Below are 21,260 nucleotides of genomic sequence, written 5' to 3' on the forward strand. Positions count from 1 at the left end.
TCTGGTGCCTGTTTCTGCTCAGAAGCAGGCACCGTTCTCAGCGTGTAACCTAGCGATCGGCAAGGATTTTAAAGGTCTGGCTCCACTCTTCTTTGACCTCTTTAACGATTTCTCTAAAATCCTTGATAAAAGAAAAGGCAATGGCCTTTACAACAATCCGTTTTTCTTCGCCACGCCATATAATTGACCCGTCGCAAATATCACGCAGGCCGGAGTAAAGCGGATTTAGACGGGTGTTGTTATCATTAAACAACGCTTTTACTGCGAGGTGTTCTTTAAGCCATTCAATACGGGATGCAAAGAAATCGTCGGCGGAAACTCTATAGTGCTGCGTCCAGACAAGATAGATCCACCCCTCCTGACTGGAATCAGCATGGAGGGATTTTTTTAATTTTTGGTATAGATTCTCAACTGAATCTTCAAAGCCTGAACGGGTAACAGGATATAACACCTTTACTTCGATATGTTTCACCATCTCAGGCTGATTTGTTGTTCCTGACTGGTAAAGCGTTAAGTCACGCTTATAGTCCTCATTATAAATAAAGACCTCTCCATCGGATGCGGTATGTAAGTTACCCTCTTCGAAATTGATAAGATGGCATAGCTCGGTGCATAACCATAGCTCACACGCTGAATAATTAAAACGTGGATAATAATGTGTCGATCGGTCATTTAACATCAATGATGACTGGTTAAACACATAGAACTTCTCTCGTACTCTTTCGATTTCCATCAACTACGCTCTTCAGGCTACCCATTCAATTGAATCAAGAATCGTTGAAATTCGTTTACTGATAACGAGTCCTGCTGCCGCAACGGGCACGTTTTCGACAATAGTTTCGTTACCCAGTTGCACATTCACTTTCTTAATAACGATATTGAGGCTATCCACAAAGTGTTGAAGATCGTCAACTTCCACACTTAAATTATCAATAGTCAGGTAGCTAACACCCTGCTCCGTTATCGAAAAATGAATGTCCTGATGACTAAGCTCGTTGCAAAAAGCCGCTATCCATTGCGCTGTGGGGCAGTAGCAGGGTTTTATTTTCAGGGTTAACGTGTCAAAAATGCCATTATTAAAAGAGCATGCGGCCTGATCAAAATCAGTTAATATGACAGAGTGCGTCAGGAAAACACTGGAAGATTTTTTCATATCGTTAGTACCTTTACGCTCTCTGCGCCTTGCTCAACACGTTGATTAGTGTATTAAATTTTGTATGCTATAGTACATGCACCTTTCCTTCAATAGCTTTACTCACATGCCGCAACTTATCTGGTGCCTGGACGATTACTTTAAAAAGAAGAAGAAAGATTGTTATTTCGTCGTTTTTGGTCGTAAATTCCCCATCGAGCCAGATGGTGACTTTAAAGTAAGCGATGCCCCTGCTGGCAGGCAGGAATTATTGCATTGGTTTAAGTCAAATTTTCCACATATTGTTATTGAACCAGTATGGCCTCATAGCAGCCAGAGTTTTTATCTGGTCCTCGAAAGAGAATATGACGGTTCAGTCACCATCGAGTTTGACGATGAAAGCCTGAAGGCTTTTTGTGACGTCTGGGAAGATGACGACAAAAATGGTTGTTCCAGGGACGGGAATTTCACCTGCTACCATATTCCGTACGACTCTTATCTTGAGAACGAAGTAGATCACTAGTCCATAATGTGTCGCTGCGGATCATCACATATCGCCTGCAGCGCATTAACCAGCCTTCCGACATGAAACCCATCACACACCGCATGATGAACCTGAACAGCCAGCGGCATCAAGACTTTGTCACCCTGCGGATAATATTTCCCAATTGTGAACATCGGGGCGAAGAAGTTGGTGATATTGGGTACGTTGAGATTAAAGCTGGTAAAGCTCACCCAGGGGTTAGCCGAGATGAAAAATATATTTTCGGCGGGATCTTTCTGCGGTAAATACGCCAGATCGTCCCGGTAACGCGCCACGTCGTTCGAGAACCTGTTCAGAAACTGGCTAATATCTTCATGGTAAGGGCTGCATATTGACGAAAACGTCTCGGTTTGCTCATGAAAGATGGTATAGGCCGGATGGATCTCGTCCCATATCACCAGCTCGCCGTCTTTTATCGCCATCCGGAATTCCGGATACTTATTCAACAGTCGGGAGATGAGGTAAATCATGGTGGGGTAAAACGTCCAGCCCTGCGTCTTTATATGCTGCAGTAGCGCCGTAATGTCCAGCTGGACCGTCTGGCTAAAGGCACACTGGGCAAAAGACTGAAAGGCCTCATAGTGCTCCTTTCGTACCCAGCGTGATACATCAACCGCCGTATACCCTGCTCTCTTCTTTTCCATGTAAACAACCTTAGCGCCAGAGGAATAACCCGGGCTAATTTACAGCATGTTCAGGCTCTCCTCCAGCGAGAGGGCATCTCCCGGATTGCCTTTGCCTTCAACGGTATTGGTCAAATAGTTGTAATCAAGATCGATCCAGGACTGCAGTTTTGCCTCATAGTCGCCCGGATATTGCGCCTGTTCGATGGCCGGTAGCGTCTTAAAGTGCACCAGAGCCGTGCTAAAGGAGTCGGTCAGTTTCCCGGTGCTGTTGTATTCCGCCATCGCTTTCGCTGCAAACTCTTTTCGCCACGCGGATTCCTGGTCGAATGCCTCTTCCCATGCCGCTCTTCTTTCATTGGTGGTGTAGAGGCCGCTATCGTCATAGCTAATTAACGCCAGACTGTCCCGGGAAAGACCGGCAAAAGGATTGCTGCCGTTTCCGTTAACAAATTTGGTGGCCTGCGCGGCTCTGGCTAAACGTTCGGGATCGGAGGAATCAGGCACTTCGGCATTATTAATAGCCCGATTAGCGTCATACGCCGTTCCGGTAATTTTCGACAGCAGGTCAGTGGCTTTTGCGCCAAGTTCTTTCCTGCTGAGGCCTGCATATTCTTCTGCCCGGCTGGCGCTATCGCTTAATTGTTGCGCCAGAGATGAGAGCACAACCGTGCTTTTGACGCCGATGGCCCTGTTATCAGATATACCTGACGCGGCAGCTTTGTTTGTCGTGTGCAGAGTCTCTGCGGTAAGGCGGCTGGCGTTACTTTCAGGCTGAATGATCACTTTTACGTTTCCTTGTCGTCAGGGATCCGGCCCAGGCCGCGAATGACAATAATTCACTCCCTGAAACAGGGAGTGTTTAAAAGTACCTATTTACCTTCAGGCAGTCGTATTGATATTGCGTCCGATTGCCGGGTTCGAAGGTAACTGTGGGATCGACTCAAGAATGCCGGCGGCCACAGACTGCTGATTTTCGAGTGCTTTCTTCAGTACGAGGGTACTCGCCTGGGTCTTAACACTCAGGTCTTCAAGGCTGGTCGCCATTGAAGGGATCTGCGTTACATCCATTTTGCTCTCCTGTTCAATACTGCGAAAAAGGGAACCATTCACGACTTTAGACAAAGCCGTACAACCTTATCGGCATTTTAGCGCAGATCTTGAGCAGTAAAGCCGCCAGAGTTGGCGTTGATAAAACCACGCCCTTGTTGCAAACTGCCAGCAGGTCGTTGTTATCAGGGAATAAGCAACTGATGATACTGGGATTTGTGACGAGTAAAGATCTGCTCAACTGGCAAAATGCGCCTGCATCTCTGCCGCATTTTCAGTTCTATGAGCGGCATTGCGCGATCATTCGCACCACCTGCCCCGAAAAAATCCTGCCGGTTATCGCCCGTTTTGATATCCAGCAGGACGTGGTGGTCAAAACATTAATGTCGGTGCGACAGCTGCCGCAAAGATTACGCCAGAAATCGGTAACGCCGTTTGGGCTGCACAGCTTTACGCTGCTGGAAAATACGGCAACCGAGCTGTGCTACGGCCTGAGAGGACAATTCTGGCGCGCGGATTTTGGCCTGGAGGATATCCCGGACGGCCGCGCCTATGGCACACCACTGAAATCTGGTAACGCAAAGCTGCTGCTGCGTTACCAGGTGCGGCAGCTCGCTGGCGATCGGTATGAACTCTGTACCGAAACCTTTATCCACTGCCCCGACCGCGCAACGCGGCTAAAAATGGCCGGATACTGGCTGGCTATCAGAATGGGCAGCGGCTGGATCCGGCAAAGAACCCTGAAGGCCGTTAAGCGCGAGCTTGAGAAAGCAGGCTAACAATGCGTGTTCTGAGGCTGCAACCCGGTACATCCTCAGCATTTACAGGTATAATCCCGGAAATTTTTAACTGATTCAGATGCGAAGATGACAAAACTTACCCTGCAAGAACAGATGCTAAAAGCGGGTCTGGTGACCAGCAAAAAGATGGCCAAAGTCCAGAGAACGGCGAAAAAATCCCGCGTTCAGGCCCGTGAAGCGCGCGAAGCTGTTGAAGAGAACAAAAAAGCGCAGCTTGAGCGTGATAAGCAGCTCAGCGAGCAGCAGAAACAGGCTGTGTTATCGAAAGAGCATAAAGCGCAGGTCAAACAGCTTATTGAGATGAACAGAATCGAGATTACCAAAGGCAATATCGATTTTAATTTCACCGATAATAACCTGATCAAAAAAATCGCCGTCGATAAGCTGACCCAGGCTCAGCTGATTAGCGGTCGTCTCGCCATTGCCCGCCTGGTGGTTGATAGCAGCGGCAAAACTGAATACGCGATTATCCCCGCCGTTGTTGCCGACAAGATCGCCCAGCGCGATGCGGAAAGTATTGTCTTGAACAGCACCCTGAGCCAGGAAGAGCAGGACGAGGACGATCCGTACGCTGACTTTAAAGTGCCTGATGATTTGATGTGGTAACAGCCGTCAGAACGGGCTGACAAGATGAATGTTCATCTCTTCCCCACTGACGGGATGAACAAAATGCAGCTCGCTGGCGTGCAGCATCAGCCGGGGCGTCTTTTCGGTGCCGGGGATCAGCAGACCACCATAGAGATCGCAGCCTAAAATCGGGTGGCCCAGCTGCTGGCAGTGAATACGCAGCTGATGGGTACGCCCGGTCTCCGGCGTCAGCTCTACCCGCGTTAACGGCAGTAACGTCCCTTCCTGATAAAAGCGCTCAGTCACCCGATAACGGGAACGCGCGCGCTTGCCGTTAACGGGGCAAATCGACATCAGCGGAAACAGCGCCGGATCTCTGGCAATCGCGGCGTCGATGACCCCTTCATTGTCTTCCAGATGACCACACAGCAGCGCGGTGTAAACCTTGCTCACGCTACGCTCACTAAACTGCTGGCACAGCGCGGCATTGATCGCCTTACTACGCGCAACAACCATCAATCCTGAGGTCCCGAAATCCAGACGATGCACCAGGGTGCAGCCGGGAAATAGCTTTACCAGCCGGTGATGTACCGAATCGAGATTCAGCGGGTTCTTGCCTGAGAGGCTCAGCAGCCCGGCTGGTTTATTGATCAGCACCAGGTGATCGTCCTGCCAGAGCACTTCGATCTGGTCATGACACGGCGGGGCTATAAAGGTATCGGTGATTGTGGACATCGGGCTGCCGGGCTTGAGGATGGGGGCGGATAATAACGAATTTTAGGAAAGTTTACCCCTGTTTTGTTTGATAAGATAGAAACAGGGATGCCAGTGGATAAGAGTGAGACTTTACGTGATAAAAAAGAACAGAATCGTTGTTGACTATTCATTATCAGTTTTAGAGCGAGATAAAGCCAGCAAGCTAATAAAAGCATACAAGAAAGAATATATAAAACCTTACGATTTCATTCTTTTTATCAGGAAAGTTGCCGTCACTATTTTTGCATTCGCTGCACTTTTCAACGTCATAGCTCTGGTTCAGCCGATTCTGCAAACGGCTCCCGACGGACATTTTTTAGATGGCGACAAAATATTAAACATCATGGTCCTTGGCCTTTTTGGGGTCGCGTTGATTTTGTTCGAAATCTACGATGCGGTTATCAATAAGGCGATGAAAAGACGGGCCAAACTGGAGCAGGAAGACGAGGAGACCACCCGAAAAGTTAAGTTAAACAGATACTTTATAGAAAGCATTACCAATACGGAAAGCGGTAAGGTCTACTGGAAAAACATCAAGGACTGCTATCGAAAAGAAGGGTTTATTTTTATACATATGATGGGTGACAGTTGTGTGATTATACCTGAAAGAATCTTCTCATCTCAACGTGAGATCGCAGAGGTTTTCGATTTTATAAAAACGCAGATAACACAGAATAAATAAAAATAGGGTGGATGCCGGAATCCCTTAGCACCATGGCATATCCGATAAAAGGCATTTTACGCCCTCAGCGAAACGCAGATGTCATTCTGGAATCTGACCCGCAATACAGAATGCACACCTGAAATATTTTCTCAGCACAGCGCGGTATTCATTCCAGACACAAATACCGCCCGGTGAATCGGCACAGCGAATTCAAGGACGAGCTTCACTCAGAACGTCGCAATCCACGCAGTAACAGGTTCAGCGCGGTAATGCCCTGCGCCAGTCGCTTATCGCTCTCATTACCGTCGGCAATCCAGAACGCGGCTTCTGCCAGGCTGCCGTAAATCAGCGAGGCCAGTCCTTCCGGATCGGCGTCATCGACAATACCTTGCTGAATCAGATTGCGGATCAGGTGCTGCATCGAATCGATACAAAGGCGATCCGACTCCGGTGAGGAACCGCCGAGTACCGCTTTTGCATCGCGCAAAACAATGCGCTGAAATTCAGGTTCCAGCGCCATCTCAAGGTAAGCCCGGCAACGACCGCAAAAACCTTCCCACGGATCGTCCGCATTATCAGAAATCGCCTGCAGACGCCGATCCATCTCGTTATCGAGCTGGTCCACAACTGCCGCCAGCAATCCTTTTTTGTCACCAAAATGATGATATAGCGCGCCACGGGTCAATCCTGCCTGCGCAGTCAGGTCGTCCATCGAGGTTTCAGCGTAGCCACGCTCGCTAAACACTTTACGGGCCGTCGCTAACAGCGTGGCCCGGGTCTCTTCCATCTCGGCGCGGGTACGGCGAACCATGATCGTCTCCTTACATAGGATATGAATGACTGTTTACATACGGTGCGTATGAATATAGGATTCTATTCATACGCACCGTATGTATTGTCGCTGTGCCACCTTGTCGTGGCAAGCAAATCCTACCGGAGAATAAGATGGCTAATCAGTACCGAGACCTTTTTTCTGCGCCTGGCACGGGTTATTTTGCCGCTGCCGGTCTCCTTGCCCGGCTCCCTTTACCTATGGCGGGCATTGGGATTATCACGCTGCTGTCGCAGTTGCGTGGCAGCTATGCGCTGGCCGGAGCCGTTTCCGCGACCTTTGTTATGGCCTATGCCCTGCTGTCGCCGCAGATCTCCCGATATGTGGATCGCTATGGGCAGCACCGCGTTTTACCCGTCGCTACAGCGATGAGTATCAGCGGCTTTCTCATCCTGATAGCGGGTTCTCACTGGAATGTTGCCAACGGAATTCTGTTTTTAGGCGCTTTGCTGGCGGGATTTATGCCCAGTATCTCTGCCATGGTGCGGGCACGCTGGACGGCGCTATACCGAAGCCAGCCCCGTTTGCAGACGGCCTATTCGCTTGAAACGGTGCTTGATGAACTGACATTCATTGTTGGTCCGCCCCTTTCGATTGGCCTTTCCGTAACGCTTTTTTATCAGGCGGGTCTACTGCTCGCGACGCTTTTGCTGCTTGTTGGCGTCTCTGTACTGGTGATGCAGCGTGGAACGGAACCCCCTGTCGTGCCGGTCAGTAACGCCACTGCAGGATCGGGGTCGGTCATCCGGATACCTGGCGTGCGGCTGTTGACGCTACTGATGGTGGCGATGGGTGTCATTGTCGGTACGGTAGATATCGTGAGCATAGCCTACGCCGAACAGTTGGGGCTTCCTGCAGCGGCCAGCCTGGTATTATCAGCCTATGCCGTGGGTTCCTGTCTGGCAGGGTTAGTCTATGGCTCGCTCAGGCTTAAAACGCCGCTCCATCGACTGTTGCTGCTGGGCGGAGTGGCGACGGCCGCAACCACCATCCCCCTGATACTGGCCACAAACCTTATCGCGTTGACGATAGCCGTCCTGGTGGCGGGCCTCTTTTTCGCCCCCACCATGATTGTGGCCATGTCGCTAATCGAGCGCCGGGTTTCCGAATACCAGTTAACAGAAGGTATGACCTGGCTGCTGGCAGGACTGAATGTCGGCATTGCGTTTGGTGCCGCGATCGCTGGTCAGGTTGTGGATGGCAATGTCGCGCGGGCTGGATTCTCCGTCGCCCTTGTAGCCGGCGTTGTGGTACTGCTTTTGGTACTATTGAGCCATTTGATCCTGCGTAAACAGCGTCGCCAGCACCCTGCTACGTGAATCTATGGGGTTACTTAACACACTGAATTGCTTATCATGGCATCCTTGTACAGTTCATGGTCACATGTTGTGGAGCCTGAATCGCAATACGGAGGGACAGAGATTGAGCGCAATGGGTAAAATTAACATCGCTGCTGCGATTATCACCGACATTCAGGGCCGTTGCCTGTTAGTCAGGAAACGTGGCACGCATTACTTCATGCAGCCCGGAGGAAAGCCTGAAGCCGGAGAGTCGCCGGAAGCTGCGCTTGTGCGTGAGCTTAAAGAGGAGCTCAACTTCATTGTTTCCCCTGACGAGCTTGTCCCGGTCGGCCGTTTCACCGATATTGCGGCTAACGAACCCGGGCATATTGTCTGTGCTGACATCTTTCGTATATCGACGGACAGAACGCGTTTTGAACCCACAGCAGAAATAGAGGAAGCGATCTGGTTTGAGCCGAACCAGCATCATATTAAGCTTGCTCCCCTTACTGAAAATCATCTGATTCCCCTGCTGAAAGAGGTTTAAACTTGCAGGCGGCTTTGAGCCTTGATCTGAATAGCTCCAGAGGCAAATCTGTAAAATAAGTACCATCAAAAAATCAAACCAATGGATATAGGACGATTTATGGCATTACAGGGAAGGCTAATACTGGATTGATTTGGTTGGAGGTAATCACCAATGGCTATAACAACACTTGCCCGTAGAATAATTAAAACTTGTTACTTCATCATTTCAGTCTTTGCTTTTGGTCATCTACTTCCCCATCCCGAATCTTACCTTCGCTACGGTATTGTCAGAAAGATAGCCTTGTTTATCAGTGATGATGTCAATGCCGAGTCAGTCTATGATGCATATTCATATATTGACTGGTTTATCATTCTGGCAATTACCATCCTTTTTTATAAATTAACTATGATGTTGATAAATAGAGCAATGAGCAAATAAAATGCCAAAATAAGGGAGCAATGCGCCCCCTCACAGCTCTTACCTCAATCAGCCCCTCTTACCCAGCGCGGTGCCATCATCTCTTTTACAAAGTAGCCGGTCAGTTCACACAACAGATCGCGTAGTGCATTCCCCGCGTTTCCCGCCGCCTTATGCTCACCGAGCACGGCACTCAGGGCCATGCAGTAACGACACAGATCGGTGCAGTCAGGTTCAAAACAGTATGAATTGGCGGGAAGTGTATCTACGGTAAAGCTGTCGACAAGACATTCCGGGATCGGATCAAGTAACCCCGGTTTGAGCTGCGCCAGGCAAGCGTGAAGCTTATGGCTGAGCGCCTGATGCTGCATGGGTTCAGTGCTTTCCGCCAGCAGAGTGGCGACGTAATCACAGGCTCTGGCCTGTTCAATAAAGTCTGGAACCGGGATAAGAGGAAAACCGGGTTGAGCGTGGGTAAAACTGAGGACTGTTGCCATAAGGGCTACCTCCAGTATTTGATGCTTATACCGCCACCTGAAATGCCAATTTCATGGTGATGGTGCCGGGCGAGATTGGCATTACCGGCATACTGGAACCGGCGCGTCTTGCGACGCCCTCGCCCGGCCCACCATTGGAATGTAACCGAACGTGCAACACAAAAAAAGTGCGGATGCGCTTTGTGCCGCCAGTATGCTGTATCAGGATGCCAATCCCGGCACCTGATTTTGCAGGTGCGAGGGGTACGATAGAGGTTGGATTTGCTTAGAGGAAGGTGTTTTGCGTCTTAAACCAGGCGGGAATGTAACTCTGGAATCTTGCACGCAAAATAGGATGAATGGGTGAAATATTTTAGTACCGCAATAAGACTCTCATATCAGCAAGAGTTCGGGGTCAGGAGTACCGCTTTTAGTTGATAAACCAAGCTGAAGGTCCGCTCTGTGCCAGAAGCGGAAGTTGCCAACATTTTTATCTCTGCCAATATGAGGAAGTAATGTTTTCTCGTTGTGACTCATAAATAAAACTGTGTCTTATCATCATGGAGATCTTTGATGGAATTCAATGAACATACCGGTGTTATGGAAGATAAATACGTTGCCATTGGTCTTGAATGGCTAAGTCAGATGCAGGGCGATAAAGAAACATTCCTATCACGTCTGCAAAGCGCACAGCATCAGTATATTAATGTGACTAACGATGCGGCCTTTTTTGGCAAAGATTTTGACATCACGCTTTATGGAACGGATATTGTCGCGAGTTTCTTCGCGCAGGCGAAGTCCTTACTCGATAACCGGAGGGCTTATGACGTCAGCATCGCCTCCCATATTATTCCTTGGGTTAAACAGCTTGGCAGAAACTGTTACCTCATCGATACCATCCCGGGTGCCCGAGAACGGGCTAAGCGCATGTTAGATGATAAAAAGGTTAATCCCGACACAGTCTTGTTTGAACTGGTTATAGCCGGTAACTATGCCGATAAAGGGTATCAGGTGGAATTTATACCCGAACAGAAAGGGATAGCGAAAACACCGGATCTAAAATTTCGGGATAATGAAGGTCAGGATTTTTATATTGAGTGTAAAAGACTACAAAAAGGTAAATATGAGACTGAGGAGAAGGAACTCCATAAGAAATTGATAAATCATGAAGAAGCAATAAACATACTTTATAATTTTAATTTTTGGTTAGATATTATTTATAAGTCTGAGTTAAAGGATGTTCCCCATGACTATATTTATGAGCATCTTAAAAATTTTAATAACCAGCATTACTCATGGAGTGATGCTTATGGTCAGGGCGTGGTGAAGCCTGCCAGTCTTCACACACTGCACGAAGATATTCTAAAAAACGGGTCCATCATGTTCAATACGAAGTTTGCCCGACTGATAAAGGGGGCGGCACTGCGTGATGAGTATTACAATATCTACGCACGGGCAAAATCAGATGACCGCGATCACCGATTTATTGAGTTTGTCGAGCAGGCATCCTTGGTCACATGGCGGTGCGTAAACCCAACATCCTTTGAGAGCCGTTCGAAACATGTCACTTCCCTTCTGAAAACAATCGACGATCAGCTTCTCCCGTATGGCCTTGGCATTGCTCATATCGCGATTGATGTCGATATTCAGGGTGATGTTGCTGACAAACGTCGCCAGAAAAATGCGGAAGCCATCTCTCGCTTTACGCCCCGCTCAAAGCTGTGCCGGACGATGGTTCATTACATGGTGCCAAGGATTGATGAAGATTCAGCGTGGATGGTGGATGAAACATTTGATGAAAGCCTGAACTATCCTCCCGAGTTTGCTTTTACGCCGAGAGTTGCCGTGTTTACGGACTCTGAGATCCTAGACAATGATCTGCCTGGATGGCGTCAGTAACCCGATTAAAATCGACGATGCTAGGTATATTAAGCCCGATGATTTCCCCTCACTGAGCGGGAAGTCACGGGTATTATCAGGTCACGATATGGACGGCATTTTGAATGAGCGTCTCTACTTTCACTTCAACAGGAGTCAGCAGATCCACGTCAACACCCGGTACATGAATCGAAACAATCAGACTGTAGCGTGCGTCTGAATCGTATCGCTCCAGGGCCTGACGCGTTCGCCACCATCCTTGTGCAGGAAAAACGGCAAGCTTGCCACAGTTCGCCAACTCAGCGGCTGAGCCCCGCCAGATATCCTGATGTAGCGAGCCGCGGTGACGCTGATTAGCGCCTAAAAGCCAGTTGTTATCATTTCCCGTTCGGCGGTCCCCTTCTTCTTCCGCGGCGGCATTCACTCGCACAATGAAGTCTTCATCCCTTTCATGAGGACGCTTCATCACGAAACGCAGGCGGTGAGAAGGATAATGGAAGCGTGATTTATGCCCGCGGGCGGACGGATTCGGTTCAATGAAATAGGAAAGCGTTACGTGCATCTCAACCTCAACACCCTGCAGAGCCAGAAGTTCATCCACAGGCCAAGGCAGAGCATGCAGGTTCATGTCCCGGGTTTTTACACCTTTGCGTGTTTTAATATAAGGCTTGAGGCTACTCTCCTCCACCAACGTCAGACTGTTGCTGACGCTCCAACAGGCCAGCTCCATATCGGGAACTCCCCATCCGCAATGGCGTACCAAGCTGGCATAACCCGTCTGACTGTTCGGAGGGAACATACGCAGCATTTCCGGTGTCCAGCGCGCAGAATGAGTAATGAGCGCGCGGATGGTCTCAGGGCGATAGCCAGGATAAAGATCCATCAGACTGGCAGCCATTCGGGCACATAACGCAGAGGCCGCGCTGGTAGCGTTAGTTGTCCAGTAAAGACGACGATGTGGATTGTATGCGGTAGTTAAAAGTTCTAGCTCAGGGAAGTTGTCTGCATCGTTACCGTTGGATGCTGCGTTACCGCCCTCAAACACTACGTCAGGCTTAAGCGGCCATTCACTGCTCCAGGCTGAAGAGGTTGAGGAAAATGGGCTTACGCCGCCCGCAGCTGCGACAGGCCTGAAATCAGCGTAATCCAGCGTGGTTTTCTCCGTAAAGGCCCCAACAGTCAGCGCATTCCACGCCTGCCCTGGATCGTGTATCTGATTGACCGACAGGCTGTCCGGATAGGTATTCCAGTGATTGCGGTCAAAAATATTGCCCGCTGAGAGCACAAACAAACGCGGGATAGGAGCCTCCGCGTCAGCATCGGCGGCCAAGCTGTCCACCATCGCCGACCAGGCAGATGGGCGGCCAAAATCACGGTAGAACGTTGACGTTACAGCAGAACTGAAAACGCGGCGCCTGCTGCCGTTAAAGACCTCTGGCCGATTTACCGCCTCGCTGAACAGACGGGCGTGCTGTTTTGCTTCACCCACGTTTGCGCCCTGCGCAGGCGTAAGTTTCACCGACTCGAGGCGATGCCTGATGACAAGGGAGTTTCCGGAGGAGAGCGCATCATAAAGGTCACCGAATGCAGCCAAACCCGCCATGCCTGTACCGTGGTCGGCACGATCGTCAGTCCCCCAGTCTGGATTGACGGTATGCATATCATTTACGCTCAGGAGTGGTTCAAGGAGAGGGTGTCCCCGGTTAACGCCCGAGTCAAGAAGGCACACAAAGGGAACATCTTCATCTTCGGCGGGAGCTTCAAGGCGAAGTAGCATTTCCTGAGCCCACAGGCGCTGATCATCCTGCCTGAGCCCGGTGAAAAATTCTGCCGTGTCTTTAGCCCGCCGCAATTCGGCAATACAGTTAAGTAGCATTGCGCCCTGCGCGAGCTGATGCTGAGACCCAAACATCCAGGTCACGGTGCGCTCAGGAAATGTCACAATATGCTCACTTACCTCACAGTGTGTTGCTTCTACAAGCACCCTGAAATCGTGAAGAACGGCTACGCGATTGCCTTTCACGGGGAGCCAGACTTCCCACCAGAATGCCAGCGCTTCGTCCGCTGGGAGCAGGTCCGGAACATCAGTCCAGAGAGAGCGGAGGGTTGCGAGACGAATGTCCGCCAAGGTGTTAATCAGTGGCTTATTATCAGCGGCGACACCATCCGCGCGTGTTTTCCGGTTTACATAATCAATCAGATACTTTTCGAAGTGCTCGATTTTCCCTTCGGGAATAAACACATTTGCTGAGATAACATCCCCATCCTTTCGCAAACTCAGCAGCTCGATTCGTTGTGCCGGGTCACGTGGCGTTTCGTACTTCAGGCTTTCAAAGGCCAGTGGCACATCCGCCCGGCCCACAAATTCCACCTGTACACCCGCACCGCTGCGCAGTTCGGCCTGGTCCTGCGCTTCCTGGTTCTGAGCTGCGATAATACGTATATGCTCGAGTCGACTCAGGAGGAATCCGGCGTGCTGTTCCCGGTTGAGTTCGGGCAGTGCAGGACGGTTACCACGCGAGGTATGAGCAGTATATCTGAGCGCTGTTGATGTTCCTGGGAGTGTCAGGTGTAGTCTTCGTTTATTCTTGGGTTCCGTCATTTTTCGCTGGACTCAGTCCCTTATTCGTTAGCCTTCTACCGATAACATGCCGCTCTTCAAGCGCTTTTTTAAGTAGGTTCAGCTCCGCGCGACTGCTGTCATTCATGATGGCATCTTTGATTGATTCATCTGCTGCACGGCAGATTTCCGCATAGCTTAGTCCTTCCAGAAGTGCGGCCACACTGGCTTTGCGGAACGGTTTAGGAGCAAAGTCGCCCAAACGCGTCTGCAGCAGAGCCTGCGCCTGCTTCACAGAGGGTAGATGATATTCAATTACGTCATCAAACCGGCGGAACAGTGCATAATCAAGAGCTTCAGCATGGTTAGTTGCAGCAATAATGACGCTGTTTGAATGGTCCTGTTCAATCATCTGCAGAAAGCTGTTCAGTACTCGACGAATTTCACCCACATCGTTAGTGAGGGTGCGCTGCGAACCAATAGCATCAAACTCATCAAAGAAATAGACGCCACGGATCTCAGCGATGGCATCAAACACCTGACGCAGCTTTGCGGCGGTTTCACCCATAAACTTAGTGATAAGCGCGTCCAGGCGAACCTGAAAAAGCGGGATCCCAAGCTCGCCAGCCAGCGCAGAGGCGGTCATAGTCTTTCCTGTTCCTGGCGGTCCAACCAGCAACACTTTGCGGCGAGGTGACAGCCCGTGTTCACGAATGCGGTTCATCATCCGCTGCTCGCGGATGATTCGCTGAAGCTGAGATTCGGCTGAGGCTTCCAGCACAACATCAGACAAACGGTAGTCTGGTTCGCTGATACTGAGCAGGTTGCCAAGATCGGTACGAGACTTCGCAGCACCGGCGAGCGGTACAAGCTTGCCGTCTTTACCGCTGGCAAGCTTTGCTTTGCCTTTGTCAAGCATACCTACCAGCTCTTCAGCCAGCCGACCATGTCCCTGCCGTGCTTCGTGCGCAGCAACTTGCATGGCCACTGAGTAAAAGTGTCCATCATCGCGACTGATATGCGATTTAATAAGTGCTTTAATTTGCTCTGCGCTTGCCACGTTGTTAACCCTGCTATTCTGAGCCTGTAGAGGCATTCATTCCTTTAAGAGTGTAGCAATGAAGCGGATCCCGAGTAAATGTTATTCACCCTCTACACCACAATTAAGCCCCATAGAAATCACGGTGTGTTGCGCCGAAAAATTACTAGCCATTCAATTTCAGAATGGCCTTAAACCTTGCTGTTTTTTCAGGTTCTGAACACTACAACGACATTTGGTGATAACGATTGAATGTCTGCACCTCGCTCAAAGCCGACCTTGCCAATACAGCCCTCCTCCCAGGCATCCACCAGTCCCACAATCCCCCAAAAAAAATGGCAAACCCCCAATAGGTTTGCCATCCACGCTTATCTCATTTCACCGGGCACCCGACTCAAAACGTTTCCCAGTTATCCCCATCCGCCAGCGCCGGACGCTGTGGCGTATAAGTTGCTGCCGGAGCCGCTTTCTGTGCCGGACGTGGTTTCACCCCGCCCTGCAAACGGAATGTACCCACCGCTTCGGTCAGACGCGCCGCCTGCTCTTCGAGGGATGCAGCGGCAGCGGACGCTTCTTCCACCAGCGAGGCGTTCTGCTGGGTGACGTTATCCATCTCGGTGATGGCCTGGCCGACCTGCTCGATACCCCGGCTCTGCTCGTCGGAGGCCGCCGCGATTTCCAGCATAATATCGGTCACACGTTTAACGGCGGCGACGATTTCGGTCATGGTGCCGCCGGCAGAGACGACTTCATTTGAGCCCTGCTCAATCAGCGTAACGGACTCGCTGATCAGCCCTTCAATCTCTTTTGCCGCGTTGGCGCTGCGGCTTGCCAGAGTACGGACTTCGCTGGCCACCACCGCAAAACCACGCCCCTGTTCACCCGCGCGGGCGGCTTCCACCGCGGCGTTCAGCGCCAGGATATTAGTCTGGAAGGCAATGCTGTTAATCACCGCGGTGATTTCAGAGATTTTCTTCGAGCTGGTGGAAATATTGCTCATGGTTTTCACCACGCCGCTGACGATCTGGCCGCCGTGGCTGGCTTTATGAGACGCATCTTCCGCCAGTTTGGTGGCGTGATGGGCGTTGTCGGCGTTCTGTTTCACCGTCGCGGTCAGCTCTTCCATGCTGGCAGCGGTTTGCTCGATGGCCGCAGCCTGCTGCTCGGTACGTGACGAGAGGTCGGTGTTACCGGCGGAGATTTCGCTGGTACCGCGATAGATCTCTTCCACACCCTGGCGCACGGTGCCGACAGTGCCGGAAAGCGAATGCTGCATTTTCTGCAGATCGTGGCTCAGACGACCCACTTCGCTGCGTCCGGTCGGCTCATCGCCCATGGTCAGGTCGCCTTTCGCCACCATCTCAATACGTTTCGCCGCGCGCTGGAGCGGATTAATCACCGTACGACGCAGCACCACAAAGGTCATCAGCGTCAGCAGTAGCGCCACGCCAAAGGCCACAACCATAATGATCATCCCGGTCTGAGAACGCTGCTGGGCAGCGGCGCTCAGCGCATTGGCGCGGGCGGTACGGATGTCCACGGCCTTCAGGAGGATTTCATTATAGGCGGCGTCCAGCGGACGCGCTTCTTCGTTTTCATGGTTAATGATGGCTTCAAACATGCCGTTTTTGGCATATTTCAACATCGGCTGCATACCGGCCATATAGGCATCGAAGCGGGTTTTCAGCTCGCCGTCCAGAGCCTCATCAGCCGGGGTTTTTACCCGACGATTCATATAGGCGTTGAAGTTATCCTGTGCCTGCTTAATACGCAGTTCGGACTCTTCGATATTGCGCTTCATATCTTCCATTTCGGCGATACGGCTGGCCGCACCGGCATGGATCATATTGATACGCGAAGAACGCAGCTCATTTGAGCTGTTGGAAAGCCCCATACGTACCTGAATTTCTTCAGTCACGTCGCGCTGATCGTTATCACCCGCCATCAGGTAATACGCGGCCAGACCGGAGCTCAGAGCAAACAGCAATAAAATACCGCTAAAAATGGAGGAGAAAAGTGGAACCAAACGAATGTGATGCAAAAAACTCAGCTTCTGCGGCTTGAGTGTTGCTGCTGTGTTGTCCATGGTAGTCGACTCTCTTCTGTAAGATATGAACACATTCACCCATCAAATCGTTATCGACAGATTTCCGCATTATCTTATGGACAAGATCGTTATGTGCATCACAGTTCGCTACAAATAAATGCAAAAAGCCAGCGGAAAAACCGCTGGCAGATGAGTTATTTATCGGAGAAATGAATGACTGTACGGATCGACTTACCTTCGTGCATCAGGTCAAAGGCTTCGTTGATCTGCTCCAGCGGCATACGATGGGTAATAAACGGGTCGAGCTTAATTTTGCCCGCCATCGCATCTTCCACCATACCCGGCAGTTGAGTACGCCCTTTCACGCCGCCAAATGCAGAACCGCGCCATACGCGACCGGTCACCAGCTGGAACGGACGGGTGCTGATCTCCTGACCGGCACCGGCCACGCCGATGATCACGCTCTCGCCCCAGCCTTTGTGGCAACACTCCAGCGCGGCACGCATAACATTAACGTTACCGATACATTCGAAGCTGAAATCTACGCCGCCGTCGGTCATCTCAACAATGACGTCCTGAACCGGCTTATCGTAGTCTTTCGGGTTAATAAAGTCGGTCGCGCCCATTTCGCGGGCCAGCTTGAACTTCTCCGGGTTGGTGTCGATCGCCAGGATACGACCAGCTTTCGCCTGTACCGCGCCCTGGATCGCCGCCAGACCGATACCGCCGAGGCCAAAGATCGCTACGGTATCGCCCTCTTTGACTTTCGCCGTGTTGTGAACCGCACCGATCCCGGTGGTCACGCCGCAGCCCAACAGACAAACCTGATCCAGCGGAGCTTCCGGGTTTACCTTCGCCAGGGAGATTTCCGCGCAAACGGTGTATTCACTGAAGGTACTGGTGCCCATATAGTGGAAAATCGGCTCGCCATTGTAGGAGAAACGGGTGGTCCCATCCGGCATCAGACCTTTACCCTGGGTGGCGCGAACCGCCTGACAGAGGTTGGTTTTACCGGATTTACAGAACTTACACTCGCCACATTCGGCGGTGTACAGCGGAATAACGTGGTCGCCCGGCTTCAGGCTGGTTACGCCCTCACCGACTTCAACCACAATACCGCCGCCTTCGTGGCCCAGCACCGCCGGGAACACGCCTTCCGGATCGTCACCGGAGAGCGTGAAGGCATCCGTATGGCACACGCCGGTATGGGTGATTTTTACCAGCACTTCGCCTTTCTTCGGCGGTGCGACGTCAATTTCAATAATCTTCAGCGGCTGACCCGGACCGAAGGCGACGGCTGCACGTGATTTCATAGTGTCTTCCCTTTTTGTAGAGAGTGTTTTCGTAGAGAGTGAATGGTTAGATTTATTTTAGATAAGAACGCAGCAAATGGCCGACTTCCGCCATTCTTACCGCCCGCTGGTCCGGCGTAGTATCACCGGTCACCAGCTCGTCTTTAAGATGAATTTCGACCATCTCGCCCATCAGACCGTTAGCCGCCCCGCGAACGGCGGCTATCTGCTGCAGAATGGTCAGGCACGGATCCCCGGATTCGAGGGCGCGTTCAAGGGCATCGACCTGCCCGCGGATACGGCGAACGCGAGTCAGAACGCGCTTTTTATCTTCAGGTGAATGTGGCATCGGGTGGCTCCTTGATACTATAGGGGGGTATGGTACTTAAATTAAGAGGCGTTGTAAATACGACGGACTCAGCCCGTCTCTTTTGCGTAAAGATACCGGGCGAAGGCAAACAGGTCCCACACACAGTCTATGTGCCATTCCAGGAGGAAAAGATGAGTTTTGAGCGAAAAAAGGAACGCGCACTTGCCATTATGGAAAGTAAAAACATGTGGCGCAGTAACTATGCTCCGCCTGCGCTGCGTGGATTATGGAAATTAGGGCTAAAGATCCCACCCTTACCTTTCGCGTCATTCTGGCAAATTACAGTAATCATGGGGTCTGGATTTGGTTTTGTATGGGGACTCGCGATGTGGTCTGCCACATGGCAAGGGATGGGCGTCCCACCTTCCCTGGCGATACTCAGGAGTCTTTTCTGCGGGGTTTTATTTGGCGCAGGAATGGCCGCATTTCATGGGTGGCGTAGAAAGGTCAATGGCCTGCCGGAATGGAAAAACCTGTGATTGACTTATAAACGACGCAGCATCGTTTAGATGCTGCTTCTGGCACGAAAGTGCGTGGCACTGAGGGTCCGCTGAGCGGGGAGCAGAAAATTCATTTCCCCAGTGGCACATGACCCGCTGTAGAACACTCTTCTCCAAATGCATACCCTGGAATTCCCAGGCCGCCAGACAACCCCCATAATGTGTTAATCCAGTCTAAATCTTTGCATTTCAGTCAGCATAATTCATGCGTGAATACCATCTGGATCATGTTTATTCAGGCGTAATCACTCTAATGTCTGCGAGTTTGTTATCCCAAAAAGTGAATTCGATTCCTTGATGGGCATAAGTGATAGTATGTTCATGAGCGCCAGGAACTGAACCGAACGCCGAGATGATGCTATTGCCTTCACGAGTAGGTGGCCCATAAACCTTAAGAACGTCATTTATTGAACTCTCTTTTCCTATACCTTTATCGGTTACACCGTCAAAAGTCACATATCCAGGCAGCTTGTAGTAGAGGAAAATCGCCCTTATTCTGCCATCCTCTCCATATGAAACATCTAATCCCTTCGCGGGAAGGAATAAGTAACTCCCCTTTGTTACAAACTCGCTGGAAAACTGGGTTTTGGCGTATTGAATGGAGTCATTTAAAGAGAGGTTTTTTATGCCGACACCAGGGGTAATCAGAAATTCATGATCATTTTTCGAATGGGATTCAGTCAATCCGCACCCTGTTAAAATTAAGCAAAAAACACTAATCAGCAAAGCCCTAACCATATGTAATCCCTTAAGATATTCCCCAATGGTGATTCGTGCCATATAAGTTACAAAAATCAAATGTGGCTATGAAACTTCTTAAACGTGGCTTCGTTGTCATCAACCCACTTTGCGATGCCAGGTTACCGTTAACCACTTCACGCTGCAACCGCGCTATCGTAACAGTCACAACCGGGCGCATACTACCTTCCAGGCCGTATTGTAAGTATCCTGTCCAGACGGGCCACGTGCTTTCAGATATCTGACCTAACGAGCCATCGCATTTGTGATGCCCGCTGCTCGCACACTGACAACATTAATGATGTCTGCCGACATAAGGAAATGAACATGGACTATAAGACAGTGGCGCTGTCCTGCATAATCTTTATCACGGCTATCTTGATGCTGTTACATGGCATCAGAGGAGCTCAGACAGGCGTGATTGTTGAAAGCAGAAAAGGCTCGTCGGTGAAAGATTACTATTACCGGGGCGATATTGGCTTTTACGTTAATGTCTTTTTTTACATCACTGGTGGCACTGCTATGGTGGGTTTCTCAGCCTGGCTTTTAATGAGGGGCTTAGGGTACTGGTAATCCCCGCACCAGATTAAGTTGCTACTTTTAACGAATGAACAATCCGGGAGTTAAGACGTTGAAAACCGACTGGCACAGCGCATTGCTTACTCGTTCAACTGCCGTAGATAAAAACTACAAAAACACGCAAAACGTTCGTCGTTTCATGATGGATCAGTGCGGTGAGCATTTCCGTTTCGATCGCGAGTTCATGGCCTGGATTCGCGATGATACCCCCAAAAATTTGGGCGATGTGGTCGATGAGTGGCAGCGCAGGCAAGGATTAGCTACATAGCCAGCACCAACACCTTTATCTTCTCCGCCTTCTCAAAATGGTCCAGCTTCATTTCCATAATCCACCAGTGGGCTACTTCCATCAGCAATTCCGGGTCGTCATTTTTATTGGCGAAGAATGCATAAAACGACAGCCCTACACCGTTTCCTTTCGCGGCAATTTTCGCATCACAAACGTTGATGATTTTAGCCTTAATACTTGCTCTCATTGGTTCTCCTGAGGGATCCCTGCCGCATAGAAAACCACTGTATATAAAACCAGGCCACCTGTCAGCCATGGCTTCACCCATCTCATAGAAATAATTAGTTACATTTAGTGC

General features: G+C 50.5%; 26 protein-coding genes. 11 read left to right on the plus strand and 15 right to left on the minus strand.

Annotated elements, in window-relative coordinates; all coding sequences use genetic code 11:
* Nucleotides 1–49: 49 nt before the first annotated feature.
* Both EDF81_RS23880 and EDF81_RS03530 read right to left on the minus strand, forming a co-directional pair.
* Nucleotides 50–733, minus strand: a complete 684-nt coding sequence (locus tag EDF81_RS23880) for a hypothetical protein (protein ID WP_148049902.1) — start codon at nucleotides 731–733, stop codon at nucleotides 50–52.
* A 12-nt stretch (nucleotides 734–745) separates the two neighbouring features.
* A complete protein-coding gene (locus EDF81_RS03530) occupies nucleotides 746–1,153 on the minus strand; it encodes a hypothetical protein (protein WP_123346309.1) in 408 nt (135 codons plus the stop codon).
* A gap of 106 nt (nucleotides 1,154–1,259) precedes the next feature.
* Here EDF81_RS03530 and EDF81_RS03535 point away from each other — a divergent pair, with 106 nt between their 5' ends.
* Nucleotides 1,260–1,655: a hypothetical protein gene (locus EDF81_RS03535; RefSeq protein WP_148049903.1), complete on the plus strand. Its 396-nt coding sequence runs from the start codon at nucleotides 1,260–1,262 to the stop codon at nucleotides 1,653–1,655.
* On the opposite strand, the gene catA is transcribed toward EDF81_RS03535, so the two are convergent.
* The 3 genes from catA to EDF81_RS03550 form a co-directional block, all read right to left on the minus strand.
* Nucleotides 1,652–2,320, minus strand: coding sequence for a type A chloramphenicol O-acetyltransferase (gene catA, locus EDF81_RS03540; protein ID WP_123346312.1), 669 nt, complete (start codon nucleotides 2,318–2,320; stop codon nucleotides 1,652–1,654). The two genes, EDF81_RS03535 and catA, sit on opposite strands and share 4 nt — an antisense overlap.
* Nucleotides 2,321–2,359: 39 nt before the next feature.
* Nucleotides 2,360–3,085 carry a hypothetical protein gene (locus tag EDF81_RS03545; protein WP_260232642.1) on the minus strand — a complete coding sequence of 242 codons (726 nt, stop codon included), beginning with the start codon at nucleotides 3,083–3,085 and terminating at the stop codon, nucleotides 2,360–2,362.
* Between the two features lie 96 nt (nucleotides 3,086–3,181).
* Nucleotides 3,182–3,370: a YjfB family protein gene (locus tag EDF81_RS03550; protein ID WP_123346314.1), complete on the minus strand. Its 189-nt coding sequence runs from the start codon at nucleotides 3,368–3,370 to the stop codon at nucleotides 3,182–3,184.
* A 182-nt stretch (nucleotides 3,371–3,552) separates the two neighbouring features.
* Between EDF81_RS03550 and EDF81_RS03555 the strand changes: the two genes are divergently transcribed.
* Nucleotides 3,553–4,128 carry a hypothetical protein gene (locus EDF81_RS03555; protein WP_123346316.1) on the plus strand — a complete coding sequence of 192 codons (576 nt, stop codon included), beginning with the start codon at nucleotides 3,553–3,555 and terminating at the stop codon, nucleotides 4,126–4,128.
* An 87-nt stretch (nucleotides 4,129–4,215) separates the two neighbouring features.
* Nucleotides 4,216–4,755: a DUF2058 domain-containing protein gene (locus tag EDF81_RS03560; RefSeq protein ID WP_123346318.1), complete on the plus strand. Its 540-nt coding sequence runs from the start codon at nucleotides 4,216–4,218 to the stop codon at nucleotides 4,753–4,755.
* Nucleotides 4,756–4,761: 6 nt separating this feature from the next.
* Here the strand turns inward: EDF81_RS03560 and EDF81_RS03565 are convergent, their stop codons facing one another.
* Nucleotides 4,762–5,451 (minus strand): RluA family pseudouridine synthase, encoded by a 690-nt coding sequence (locus EDF81_RS03565; protein ID WP_123346320.1) that lies wholly within the window; start codon nucleotides 5,449–5,451, stop codon nucleotides 4,762–4,764.
* 115 nt (nucleotides 5,452–5,566) lie between these two features.
* On the opposite strand from EDF81_RS03565, the gene EDF81_RS03570 reads away from it, so the two are divergent.
* The gene (locus EDF81_RS03570) at nucleotides 5,567–6,154 is read left to right on the plus strand and encodes a YcxB family protein (protein ID WP_123346322.1); all 588 of its coding nucleotides are present in this window, start codon (nucleotides 5,567–5,569) and stop codon (nucleotides 6,152–6,154) included.
* Between the two features lie 205 nt (nucleotides 6,155–6,359).
* Here the strand turns inward: EDF81_RS03570 and EDF81_RS03575 are convergent, their stop codons facing one another.
* Nucleotides 6,360–6,947 carry a TetR/AcrR family transcriptional regulator gene (locus EDF81_RS03575; RefSeq protein WP_123346324.1) on the minus strand — a complete coding sequence of 196 codons (588 nt, stop codon included), beginning with the start codon at nucleotides 6,945–6,947 and terminating at the stop codon, nucleotides 6,360–6,362.
* Between the two features lie 134 nt (nucleotides 6,948–7,081).
* On the opposite strand from EDF81_RS03575, the gene EDF81_RS03580 reads away from it, so the two are divergent.
* The 3 genes from EDF81_RS03580 to EDF81_RS03590 all read left to right on the plus strand — a co-directional run bounded on the left by EDF81_RS03580 (nucleotide 7,082) and on the right by EDF81_RS03590 (nucleotide 9,215).
* Nucleotides 7,082–8,287 (plus strand): MFS transporter, encoded by a 1,206-nt coding sequence (locus tag EDF81_RS03580; RefSeq protein ID WP_123346326.1) that lies wholly within the window; start codon nucleotides 7,082–7,084, stop codon nucleotides 8,285–8,287.
* Between the two features lie 112 nt (nucleotides 8,288–8,399).
* Complete coding sequence (locus tag EDF81_RS03585) at nucleotides 8,400–8,795, plus strand: NUDIX domain-containing protein (protein ID WP_123347663.1); 396 nt, start codon at nucleotides 8,400–8,402, stop codon at nucleotides 8,793–8,795.
* A gap of 153 nt (nucleotides 8,796–8,948) precedes the next feature.
* Entirely contained in the window at nucleotides 8,949–9,215 is a 267-nt protein-coding gene (locus EDF81_RS03590; RefSeq protein WP_123346328.1) for a hypothetical protein, read from the plus strand.
* Nucleotides 9,216–9,259: 44 nt separating this feature from the next.
* Here the strand turns inward: EDF81_RS03590 and EDF81_RS03595 are convergent, their stop codons facing one another.
* Nucleotides 9,260–9,691: a hypothetical protein gene (locus tag EDF81_RS03595; protein WP_123346330.1), complete on the minus strand. Its 432-nt coding sequence runs from the start codon at nucleotides 9,689–9,691 to the stop codon at nucleotides 9,260–9,262.
* 552 nt (nucleotides 9,692–10,243) lie between these two features.
* On the opposite strand from EDF81_RS03595, the gene EDF81_RS03600 reads away from it, so the two are divergent.
* Nucleotides 10,244–11,569 carry a hypothetical protein gene (locus EDF81_RS03600; protein WP_260232643.1) on the plus strand — a complete coding sequence of 442 codons (1,326 nt, stop codon included), beginning with the start codon at nucleotides 10,244–10,246 and terminating at the stop codon, nucleotides 11,567–11,569.
* A 76-nt stretch (nucleotides 11,570–11,645) separates the two neighbouring features.
* Here EDF81_RS03600 and EDF81_RS03605 read toward each other — a convergent pair whose 3' ends face one another.
* The 5 genes from EDF81_RS03605 to EDF81_RS03625 form a co-directional block, all read right to left on the minus strand.
* On the minus strand, nucleotides 11,646–14,150 hold the full coding sequence (locus EDF81_RS03605; protein WP_123346332.1) for a S8 family peptidase: 2,505 nt from the start codon (nucleotides 14,148–14,150) through the stop codon (nucleotides 11,646–11,648).
* Nucleotides 14,131–15,168, minus strand: coding sequence for an AAA family ATPase (locus tag EDF81_RS03610; RefSeq protein WP_123347665.1), 1,038 nt, complete (start codon nucleotides 15,166–15,168; stop codon nucleotides 14,131–14,133). Before EDF81_RS03610 ends, EDF81_RS03605 begins: the two co-directional genes overlap by 20 nt.
* Nucleotides 15,169–15,541: 373 nt before the next feature.
* A complete protein-coding gene (locus tag EDF81_RS03615; protein WP_123346334.1) occupies nucleotides 15,542–17,233 on the minus strand; it encodes a methyl-accepting chemotaxis protein in 1,692 nt (563 codons plus the stop codon).
* Between the two features lie 155 nt (nucleotides 17,234–17,388).
* Nucleotides 17,389–18,507: an S-(hydroxymethyl)glutathione dehydrogenase/class III alcohol dehydrogenase gene (locus EDF81_RS03620; RefSeq protein ID WP_123346335.1), complete on the minus strand. Its 1,119-nt coding sequence runs from the start codon at nucleotides 18,505–18,507 to the stop codon at nucleotides 17,389–17,391.
* Between the two features lie 52 nt (nucleotides 18,508–18,559).
* Nucleotides 18,560–18,835 carry a metal/formaldehyde-sensitive transcriptional repressor gene (locus tag EDF81_RS03625; protein WP_123346337.1) on the minus strand — a complete coding sequence of 92 codons (276 nt, stop codon included), beginning with the start codon at nucleotides 18,833–18,835 and terminating at the stop codon, nucleotides 18,560–18,562.
* Nucleotides 18,836–18,987: 152 nt separating this feature from the next.
* On the opposite strand from EDF81_RS03625, the gene EDF81_RS03630 reads away from it, so the two are divergent.
* Nucleotides 18,988–19,335, plus strand: a complete 348-nt coding sequence (locus tag EDF81_RS03630) for a DUF6404 family protein (RefSeq protein ID WP_123346339.1) — start codon at nucleotides 18,988–18,990, stop codon at nucleotides 19,333–19,335.
* A gap of 252 nt (nucleotides 19,336–19,587) precedes the next feature.
* Here EDF81_RS03630 and EDF81_RS03635 read toward each other — a convergent pair whose 3' ends face one another.
* The gene (locus EDF81_RS03635; RefSeq protein ID WP_148049904.1) at nucleotides 19,588–20,136 is read right to left on the minus strand and encodes a hypothetical protein; all 549 of its coding nucleotides are present in this window, start codon (nucleotides 20,134–20,136) and stop codon (nucleotides 19,588–19,590) included.
* Between the two features lie 285 nt (nucleotides 20,137–20,421).
* Here EDF81_RS03635 and EDF81_RS03640 point away from each other — a divergent pair, with 285 nt between their 5' ends.
* Both EDF81_RS03640 and EDF81_RS03645 read left to right on the plus strand, forming a co-directional pair.
* Complete coding sequence (locus EDF81_RS03640) at nucleotides 20,422–20,667, plus strand: hypothetical protein (protein ID WP_123346343.1); 246 nt, start codon at nucleotides 20,422–20,424, stop codon at nucleotides 20,665–20,667.
* 58 nt (nucleotides 20,668–20,725) lie between these two features.
* Entirely contained in the window at nucleotides 20,726–20,941 is a 216-nt protein-coding gene (locus tag EDF81_RS03645) for a DUF6434 domain-containing protein (RefSeq protein WP_123347666.1), read from the plus strand.
* Here the strand turns inward: EDF81_RS03645 and EDF81_RS03650 are convergent.
* On the minus strand, nucleotides 20,934–21,149 hold the full coding sequence (locus EDF81_RS03650; RefSeq protein ID WP_123346345.1) for a DUF6500 family protein: 216 nt from the start codon (nucleotides 21,147–21,149) through the stop codon (nucleotides 20,934–20,936). The two genes, EDF81_RS03645 and EDF81_RS03650, sit on opposite strands and share 8 nt — an antisense overlap.
* Between the last annotated feature and the right edge of the window lie 111 nt (nucleotides 21,150–21,260).

This window comes from Enterobacter sp. BIGb0383 (genome assembly GCF_003751845.1).
GTDB lineage: Bacteria > Pseudomonadota > Gammaproteobacteria > Enterobacterales > Enterobacteriaceae > BIGb0383.